The following is a 9,568-nucleotide window of genomic DNA, read 5'->3' on the forward strand; positions in this document are numbered from 1 at the left end:
CATGAATAGGTTTCATCTGATTTGAAACTTTGAATATTTCATCTTCAAAAAACTTAGTAAGTACTTAATTCTATGTGGGTAGTACTCTAAGATTAATAGTACACTACACATGGCAATCACAATAGTCCAAATCGGATTGAACAAGAAATCTGCCATTCCTCCAACAATTGTACGCGGAAAATTTACAGTAAAGTATACAGCTACCGCAATCGTCACTGGCGTTTTTGGAAGTTTCAGCATAAGTAAATAAACAGCTTGAACAACTATCGCGATATAGATTGTTAAAACAACTACTCCAATTAATCCAAACGCTGCATATGCCTCTCCTACATAGAGGGTATTCAACACTCCTCCGGTACCCGCATCGATACTTTCAGGAAATACATTTTCCATCATAACTCTCCCAGATCTAATCTGTTCCGTTTCAAGCAAACCTGCTATGAATGATGGTAATCCTGAACTCCCTAAGCGGTCAAGCGAATAAGTGAAAGCATCCAGATGTAAGTAAAAGGGAGCGATTTGAGAAAACAACAGTCTTCCAAGAGGACCAGAATTATAACTCATAAAACTAGCAATAGCTCCTGGCCCTTGTACTGCAATATACATTGCAAGTAATAAGCTAATAGATACAAGTCCTAATACTAGAATTCTTTTCACATTCATTTTGAAAGCATTCGCAAAAAATGCACTTAAAACTAGCATCAAAAGATAAAAAACTATAGGTGATTTCGCCAAATCATAGGTATATAAAAAGACTGAGCATGCTAGAAGGACAAAAAACGCACTTCCCCAATACATCGTTTTTCTTTTCAAAAAATAGATGAAGGCTATTAGAGAAAGAATTGGCGTAAGCATTAAACCGAAGATGTTTCTTATTAAAACATTCCCAGAAAAATTTCTACCTGCTTCAATTCGCTGAGAAGAAAGGTCTGCTGAGTTTCCTTTAATAAGTTCGACTACTGGTATAACCGGTGTATAAAGAATGGTATACGCAGTCGCTAAAACCGCAATTGCACTTAGTCCTGTGAATGCTACTAGAAACATAGAAGTGTATGGGTGATTTTTAACGTCAGGCTCAATCTCTAGGTAATTCGTCAATAGTACTGACGTATTTACCCCAACCAATTTTGTCATGACAACTAAAGTTAGGGGGAAAAGAATCATAATAAAGCAAATGATCAGAAACCCATAGATTCTCATTTCTTCATGGTCTAAACGATTCAACATATAAAAATGGTCTTCATCTAGAGCAATAAACAATGATCCGATGTAACTTGAAACTATAAAAGAATAATAATAAATAATAGAAATCATATTTGGCTTTGTAAGCGATAAACTTCCAGCTGCACTCTTAAATAAAAGCGTCGATAGAATAAATACAGTGAACCAGATTAAAATGATATCCATCATCTTCACCTACCTTTTGGTACCTGCCTCGATTTTTCGTAAAACATCCTGAACAATAAAGGAGTTTACATTATAAGGGTTCGCGTAACGAACACCCTTTCTATTAAACGCCAATCGTTTTAAATAGTCGGAATATGATGGATAGATTTTGTACCAGTTCATAGGGTCCGTAAAATAGCGTTGAAGATGATTTCTTTTATGGAATAACCACTTCAATGGCCGGTAGAAAACACCGAATTTTTGATTCAATGAAATTGTTTGTGTAGTTGATTTAGGTTTCGGAAAGTAGTCTGGATACATCTTGTGAAGAGTATACAGATACAAATACTTATCGTACTTAAATTCAACAGGAACTTTTGAAAAGAACGTGATAAGACGAGTGTCCCAAAAAGGCAAAGTCCATGATTGTTGAAAATATTCATATACTCTCAACGAATTCACAATAAACTTCGACTGTCTATTTTCAATATTCCATTGATCAAACGCTAGAGATGTTAGTGTCGGAGTCCAAGTAGTTCTAGTTGACCATTCCTGATAATACTCTTTCAATAAACCTTCAGTTTTGTTGGGTTTAGATTGCCATAACCGATAATGTTTTTTCTGAATTGCTTTCTCTAAATCAAGTTGTGTAAGATGCTCCGAGAATGCTAGTTCCGGTGGAATATGACCCCCTACCAACATATCGGCTGTATGGCCAGGCATAAAAACCACTTCATTTGCATCCCACTTAAAATCTCTAGACAGCTTCACTACACTTGGAAAGTCTTGAATATGTGGAATTGACCCTCCCATCAAAGCATATTTGACATATTCTTCCCATTGCTCTGATGAATAGATAGTTTTCCACATTGTTTCATCGTATTCAATAAATTTCCATTCTATTTGAAGAGAATCCGCTATCTTTTTACTTACTGAACTTTCTTCGTTCCCTTTTACGCCGTACGTGAATGATAGAAATTGAGAGGCTGGCAATCGTTCTCTTAACAATAACGCGAGCAATCGCGAATCGTTCCCTCCACTTAAAGGTAGAATCACTTTCTTGTTCCCAATCCTCTTTACTGCGTCATCAAACACTTCATGAAGTACTTTGCTAAATTCATCTGATAACTCTTCAATTGTTTTCGAGCTAGGTTCATTCGAATAAGAGAAATAGCGATGTTGAATCGCAACATCCTGTTTCAAAATGACTACATGAGATGTGGGTACTTGCTGCCACTCTTGATAAAGGGTTTTATTATGAAACGTGTAACCTGTATGAAGAAATTGTTGAGTAGCACATTCATCAAGGGGTGTCCCTTCCTCATACAAAAAATCTTTTATTAGCCATCCACCAGTTAATTGTTTATAAAAAAGCGGGATAGTCCTAACTTTATCTACAACAAGCACGGGACTTCCTTCGCTGGGGATAATTACCAAACAAAACTCTCCATTTATTTCATCAAGTAGATTCGGATTAGATAAATCCTCACATGTAAAGTGGTCAGATAGTGTGCTAGATTCGACGAAATTTTCTTTCCAATAGAAAAAGCCTCGCATATAGACCGTGCCGTCAGTTAAAACCGTATACCTTAAATCCGGATGTCGAAAATCATAGTCCATTTTAAAAGTCATCTTTCTATCATTCCTCTACTCATGTAGTCTTGAAAATCTTGTCTAATCGTATTGCGAACATCCCCACGAAGAAAAGAATCCATGGAAGCACATGCCAGATGATGGTAAAGTCCATTAATTGAATCCAAGTAAGTAAGGCGACTGATGCACAAATGAGTACAATACTGCTAATCAATTTAACAATTGAAAGTGGCACGTAATAATACTGTTGGCTCTTACCATAAATAATGACTGTTGCAATAGCATAAGAGAATACATATACAACTATTGCTCCCCATATTCCATAAGGAGGGATGACTAATAAAGCAGCAACAATTGAGAATACTGAAACAGCTCCAAACACATAAGAAATCACTTTAGTTTTTTTAGTGAAGAAAATACCAGAACTTACTATCAAATAATAAAAATTTAAAAATGTAGCAATTGCTATTGGCCCTACATAAATGTATGCGGATTGATAAGAGTCTTCCAAGACCTTAATAATCCATGGCATCATTTCCGTTAATAGAAGAATCCCTATGCCTCCTACCACTAACAAGAGGGCATAGATTTTCGAGAATAGTATAGGTGTATCTGGATTGTTTTTCTTTTCCATTGAAAACGGTCGCCATGCTAGTTGAATCCCACTTGTCAATAATGTGATAAACGTTGCAAATTTAATGGCCGTTCCATAAATGCCCACTTCTTCTAAAGATCTAAACTCTTTTAGTACGAATGTGTTCATGTTCAATATGACCCAAAACGCTAAAGATGCCGGAACCAATGGAGCTGCATACCAAAGAATCTTCTTGAAAACTGCTTTATCCCAAATTGGTTTGATAAACTTTATAGCCACAGTTCCCACGAGTAGAGTGATGGCTAATGTCGCTGCCAACCTAGCCATTAATACACCTTCAACAGTCGGTGAAATAAAATGAAGAACCGCTAATGAGAGGATAGCAATTAGAAGCATTTTAGATAAGGTCAGTAAAACAACTTTTTTCGTTTTAAATTGATACCGCAGCACTGTTAATACCACAGCAAGAATTGTATCTAGCATTAACGTCCCTAAAGCAATATAAAATAAATAAACATAATTTGAATCATCTAAAATCCAGCTTGATAAGTAAGGGCCTGTAGTAAAGACGCCCCCTACGATAACAAGTAGAATAGTAAGGCGAACCATCATGACAGAGCGAATATACTTTAATCTTTCATTGGTATCTTTTACATCATAATAATAATAAGCCAGTGCTGAATCCGTTCCAAATATCACTAAAAAGGTCAGCATTGATAAACTTCGATCGATTATATCTAAACGTCCAAACTCCGCTACATCTGCTAAATAATACGTATAGAAAGGAAACAGAGCGAACGCAATCAATTTAGTACCGACATTCATAAAAGCATAAAGTAGAGAATCCGAACCTAATCGTTTTAATTGAGCTATCACGTTTGGTCTACTCCTTATGCACTTTATAGTTTCGTGCGTCTAGAACATATTTCCACAGTAAAAGAAACGCTATTGTCAAAATAAGACCACCTAAGAATCCAGCAACTGCACCCTCTACAAAAAGTGTACTCTTAGGATTTACTTCAGTAGATACAAGAGATGGCATCTCATAAACAACAATGTCATTTGATACACGTTGCACAGTTGCTAATGCGTTAGTCAGTTCCATTTCCGTTGATGTAAGTAGTCGTTGATAGTTATCCAATTCAACTGTAGTTTGTGCTTGTTCCAATAAAGACTGGTAAAGCGCAATCGATTCTTCTAATTGTGCAATTCGTTGTTCTTGAATATTTACATAATTTTGAGATTGATCAATAACTCGCGTTGCAAAACCATTTAATCCTTCAAGAGTCCCTTCTGCAAATTGATTTAGTTGAGTTTCGATAGATGTTTGATCATTTCCCTCTAGTCGTAATTTGATATAAGAACGTCCAGAAACAAATATGTCCGCATCATCCTTTAATTCAGAACCATAGTTAGCCAAAAGATAATCAGGGTTTGTTAAGGATTCACTTTTCACCGATCCTGTATAAATTACAGTTTCACCAGAGAAATTTGCATTGTTTGAAAAAAAATGACCTACTATTCCAAGAATTAATGAAAATAGAATAGGTACAATTAGTAGTATTAGTTTTTTACTCCAGATAAAAGATAAATTTTCATAAAATAAATAGGGGCGTTTAGTTTGCATAAATTACTCCTCTTTCTTCCATTCATTTTTAACATAAACCCAATTATATCATGATACTGGGTCAATAAACAAAACCTGATGGCACTTAGGCCATCAGGTCTACTTTTAGTACTTTGTAATTGTTGTACCCGGGAAATAGTGTTTTATGATTGCATCATATTTCCAACCAGCATCAGCTCTTGCTTTCGCTCCATACTGACTCATACCTATTCTATGTCCAAACCCTTTACCAGTTAATTGAACTTCAGAAATATAAGATTGAGTAGGGATTAACTGTTGCTCTGTTGCTGTCTGAACTGAAGTTTGTAAACCGCTCAATTTCACATCTGAAGCAGCTGTTTTTACAGTTGTAGTTGAAAGTCCATTCATAGTAGAAACACCGGTCGCTGTTTGAACTTGGTAAGTGGCAGATACTTTTTTAGGTGTCAGCGTAAACCAGTTCGAATAGAGATTCCAACCGTTATCTAATTTAAAGAATTGGCGAATTGTTAACTCATTAGCTCTACTTCTTTCGCCTAGTGAATAGGATCCAGCAGTTGTAGTGACAAAAATTTTACCAATTTCACCATTTGCTCCTGTCGGAACTGCTTGAATATCTAGTAATAATTCTTTCGATGGATTGAACCCCGCATTTTGAACTATTTTAGCTGCAGAGTAAGGTACAGACCAATTGCTGTAGGGAGATTTTGCATTTTGCTCAATTGTATCATCTACAGAAACATAGTAAGGCTGTGAAACCGTATTCCAAACATCTTGAATGTTTGCGGTCCGCCCCCCACTTGTCGAGAAGAAAAATGTTTCGACTATTTTGGACCCCGACTTCACAATTAATCCTTTTGTTTCATCCACAGCTTGACTTGTACGGGTGGTTTCTGCTGAGTAGCCTTTGTATACCTGACTAGTCGTATTGTTCGCCAATACTCCTTTTAGGATAGCAAAACTGCGTGCAGACACCGCTTGCGCTTTCAAAGCTTCCATGTGCCAAGACGAGACCATCTCGCTAGGTACAACACCTTTTAAATAGTCTTCAATATCTAAACTATTTGTGAAAGTCACTACAGAACTCGCTGTAGTTGCTATGAAGCTACCTCTATACTTTGAGCCATTTGAATGCGTCATAATCGGTAGACTTGCTAATGTATGCAAAGAGCTCGTCGATGCGTTCACCCAATGCCGGACCCCCACTTCGTCTTCAATGTTATACCAGAGTACTCCGGCTGCATTATGAGACCCGATTAACTTAGCACCTTGAAACGCTTGGTAGGTTCTATTTATCGCATAATTAGTAGAAGCGCCTCGTCTCGCTTCTGTTGCTCTTGAAAATAATACAATCGTTTCATTTGCCTCACCTAGTAACTCTTTTACTTGCCAACCATTAGTAGATCTAAGGATGGTTCCTCCAATATGCAATTGGGTCTCACTATTACTTCCTCTTACACTTATAGACTGATTCGGCACCGAATAAAAGAATTGTCCGGTTTGCTGATTCACTAATTGGTAGACAGTGTTCGGTGTAATGGTTATGGATGATTGATTAGAGAGTCTTACTTTCGCTTCAGTAGGATATACTTTCGGAGAATACGCGTGCCCCGAACTAACGTTTAAAGTTGTCATTAGTAAAATCGCCAAAAATCCAGCGAGAACTAAACTTTTTTTCATACTATTTCAACTCCGTCAAAGATGCTAAAATCCATCCCTTTTGTCCATTTGCAAGTTCAACATTGTACCAGATTTCACCAGAACCATTTCTAAATTGCCCAAGGTATTTCATTTCAGTTCCCGCAGAAACTCGAGCAATCGTATCATACGAAGTAGTTGCACCTCTTCTAACATTAGCTACTGTTTTGGTAACAACTTTCGAGAACGCTGCATCCCCTTTGTAAAGAACATTTCCACTGAACACCCAACCGAACGTAGTAGAATTGATTTCAACTCTATACCATAGTCCCTGTGATGATGTGAACTGGTCAATTATTTTTAAAGTTGTTCCCGTGCTTTGCACAGTTTGTACTACTCTATAACTTGTAGTGGCTCCACTGTGAATCGTGACATTGTTCTTAGTAGTCGTAAAACTAGCAGGAAACTTTATTGTTGTCGGTGGCGTCGGTGTTGGAGTTGGTGACCCAACACCTTTCTCTAAAGCCTCTATTCGACTTTTCAATGCATCAATTTCACTCTTCTGAGTGGCTACTTGATTTTTGAGAGTTGTCACTTCACCATTTACACCCGCAATCACTTTTTCTACCCATTCCACTGAAGCTAAAACTAAATTACTTGATGCCCCACTTTTAACTGGCAGCACAAATAGACTCATAATAAGTAGTAAACTGATGATTCCAATACTTACTTTTTTCAAGATAAAGGCCTCCTAACTATTTTTGGAAAAACTCTTCTAATCCTTTAGTAATACCTACTGCTGCTCTTTTTCTAAAATCTGTTGTCTTTAACATCGCTTCTTCAGTCGGATTCGATAAGAACGCCAACTCTACTAATACTGCTGGAAGTTCATTGTTTCGAATCACAAAGTAGGTTGCATCTCTAAACCCTCGATTATAAGTTCCAATATTCGCGATAAGATTTGTTTGAATACTTTGTGCAAGTTGAGCACTTTTAGGGCCATTATAACTCGTTGTTGAATTATAAAATGTTGTTGAACCTCTAGAATCTCGAGAGTAAGAATCTGCATGAATGCTAACAAACGCATCAAAATCTGTTGTATTTGATAGTGTCGTTCTCTCAACCAACTCGTAGAAAGTGTCATTAGATCTAATCATTAGAACTGTAGCACCTCTTGCTTCAAGCTCCTGTTTTAGATAAGTTGCTGTTGAAAGATTCACTTCTTTCTCTACTAATCCCGTCACTCCTACTGCACCCGAATCTTTACCGCCGTGTCCAGCATCAATGATAATTTTTTTACCGGCTAATCCTTTAGTATGGAGTTTAATAAATACTTCAGTCGCAGTTTTTCTAAACGTGTATGTATATCCTGGTGACAATGTAATATCCGCATAACGCGTTCCATTTCCAGATGTACCATATGTGATTGTTCGGACTGCAGGATTTGCTCCATTGACTGGCGCTAGTGTAGTCATATTTCCGTGGATTCTGAATGTTGAGCTTGACAAAATACTGTACCTGACAGAAACGTCTGTCGAAGTTTTCCACGTTAGATAGGTTTGACCATTTCGAACTTCATACTTTCCGTCGAACACTCCTGAGACCGGGAAGTTTGTGATATCTGATGCTAACATCCATCCACGATTACCTCTTGAAGTTTCCACGTTCCACCAAGTTCCTAATTGTCTTAATAACTGTACAGGCTGAGAAAGAGTTAACGACTCTGAAGTGCCACCTGTAACCGTCGCTGATCTATAGAGGAATGTAGGCTTCGCTGTATAACGCGTTTCAACTTGCGCTACTAATTCAAACTCCGGTACCCACGCTACTATTGAAGGATTTTGAACTTTATACCACCGAGTGGTATCAGTGCTTACTGCAAAATCGACGATTGTGTAATTTGCACCTTGAATACCTGCTCCTACGACTCCACCTGAATAGGAAGGGTTTGAATATAAGAGTGGTTTTGAACGATTCAAATAGACCGTTGAACCTATTTTTAAATCAGGATGCATTTCTACTGAAGAAATTACGGATTCATGAAGATACACAAGACCATGCTCTGCATCTCTAATTTGATACCATTTTCCATCCTGTGCATTTACTAGTCCTTGTGCGGTTTTTAAGGTTCCTTGTGACCATTTCGTTGAAATAGAAGCTGTAGTAGATGGCATCGATCTTACATTTGCCACGGCTACATTTACTCTAATTATGGTTTCCTGTGGAACAACTATTGGCTGGCTAACATAAATTGGATCGATTGCATTTGCTCTTATCCAGCCCGCAACAGTAGTAGTAAATTGAATTCTATACCACTTTTCACCGAATGCGTTTGTAAAAGTCGCTAATACTGTATAGGATGTGCCTTTAGTAGCAGTTCCCACTACTCGATAATTTTGCTGTGCACCCGAATGGACTGTAGCTGAGGAAATAAGGGTTTTACGATTTAATGGGTCAAATACTTTGTCTTCTACCCATCCAAATTGTCCAGGGGCATACTCAATCCTGTGCCAAACTTGGCTCGCCGCGTTTGTAAATGTCTGCACGATCGAATAGGTCGTTCCAACAGATACGTTTCCTACTACCCGGTAACTGCTTGTCGCGCCTGAGTGAATAGTTCCCGTTTGCTCTGCCTTTTTTAGTAAGGATGGTTTTTCGAATACTTTGTTCTCTACCCAACCGAATTTTCCAGGGGAATACTCAATCCTGTGCCAAACTTGGCTCGCGGCGTTTGTAAATGTCTGCACGAT

Annotated in this window: 7 protein-coding genes; all 7 read right to left on the reverse strand. The window is 37.7% G+C overall.

All coding sequences use genetic code 11. The annotated features are described in order from the left end of the window. Positions 1-12: 12 nt before the first annotated feature. Positions 13-1,410 carry an O-antigen polymerase gene (locus tag AB5N96_RS07180; protein WP_499705083.1) on the reverse strand — a complete coding sequence of 466 codons (1,398 nt, stop codon included), beginning with the start codon at positions 1,408-1,410 and terminating at the stop codon, positions 13-15. Positions 1,411-1,416: 6 nt separating this feature from the next. Then, the gene (locus tag AB5N96_RS07185) at positions 1,417-3,018 is read right to left on the reverse strand and encodes an asparagine synthase-related protein (RefSeq protein WP_499705084.1); all 1,602 of its coding nucleotides are present in this window, start codon (positions 3,016-3,018) and stop codon (positions 1,417-1,419) included. A 19-nt stretch (positions 3,019-3,037) separates the two neighbouring features. Beyond that, positions 3,038-4,450 carry a lipopolysaccharide biosynthesis protein gene (locus AB5N96_RS07190; RefSeq protein WP_499705085.1) on the reverse strand — a complete coding sequence of 471 codons (1,413 nt, stop codon included), beginning with the start codon at positions 4,448-4,450 and terminating at the stop codon, positions 3,038-3,040. A gap of 7 nt (positions 4,451-4,457) precedes the next feature. Continuing rightward, entirely contained in the window at positions 4,458-5,201 is a 744-nt protein-coding gene (locus AB5N96_RS07195; protein ID WP_499705086.1) for a hypothetical protein, read from the reverse strand. Between the two features lie 105 nt (positions 5,202-5,306). Continuing rightward, on the reverse strand, positions 5,307-6,860 hold the full coding sequence (locus AB5N96_RS07200; RefSeq protein ID WP_499705087.1) for a SpoIID/LytB domain-containing protein: 1,554 nt from the start codon (positions 6,858-6,860) through the stop codon (positions 5,307-5,309). A 1-nt stretch (position 6,861) separates the two neighbouring features. Next, entirely contained in the window at positions 6,862-7,557 is a 696-nt protein-coding gene (locus AB5N96_RS07205; protein ID WP_499705088.1) for an SH3 domain-containing protein, read from the reverse strand. 16 nt (positions 7,558-7,573) lie between these two features. Then, the coding region (locus AB5N96_RS07210) for an N-acetylmuramoyl-L-alanine amidase (RefSeq protein ID WP_499705089.1) at positions 7,574-9,568 on the reverse strand (1,995 nt) is incomplete at its 5' end.

It is taken from the genome of Chryseomicrobium imtechense (assembly GCF_041475995.1).
GTDB lineage: Bacteria > Bacillota > Bacilli > Bacillales_A > Planococcaceae > Chryseomicrobium > Chryseomicrobium aureum.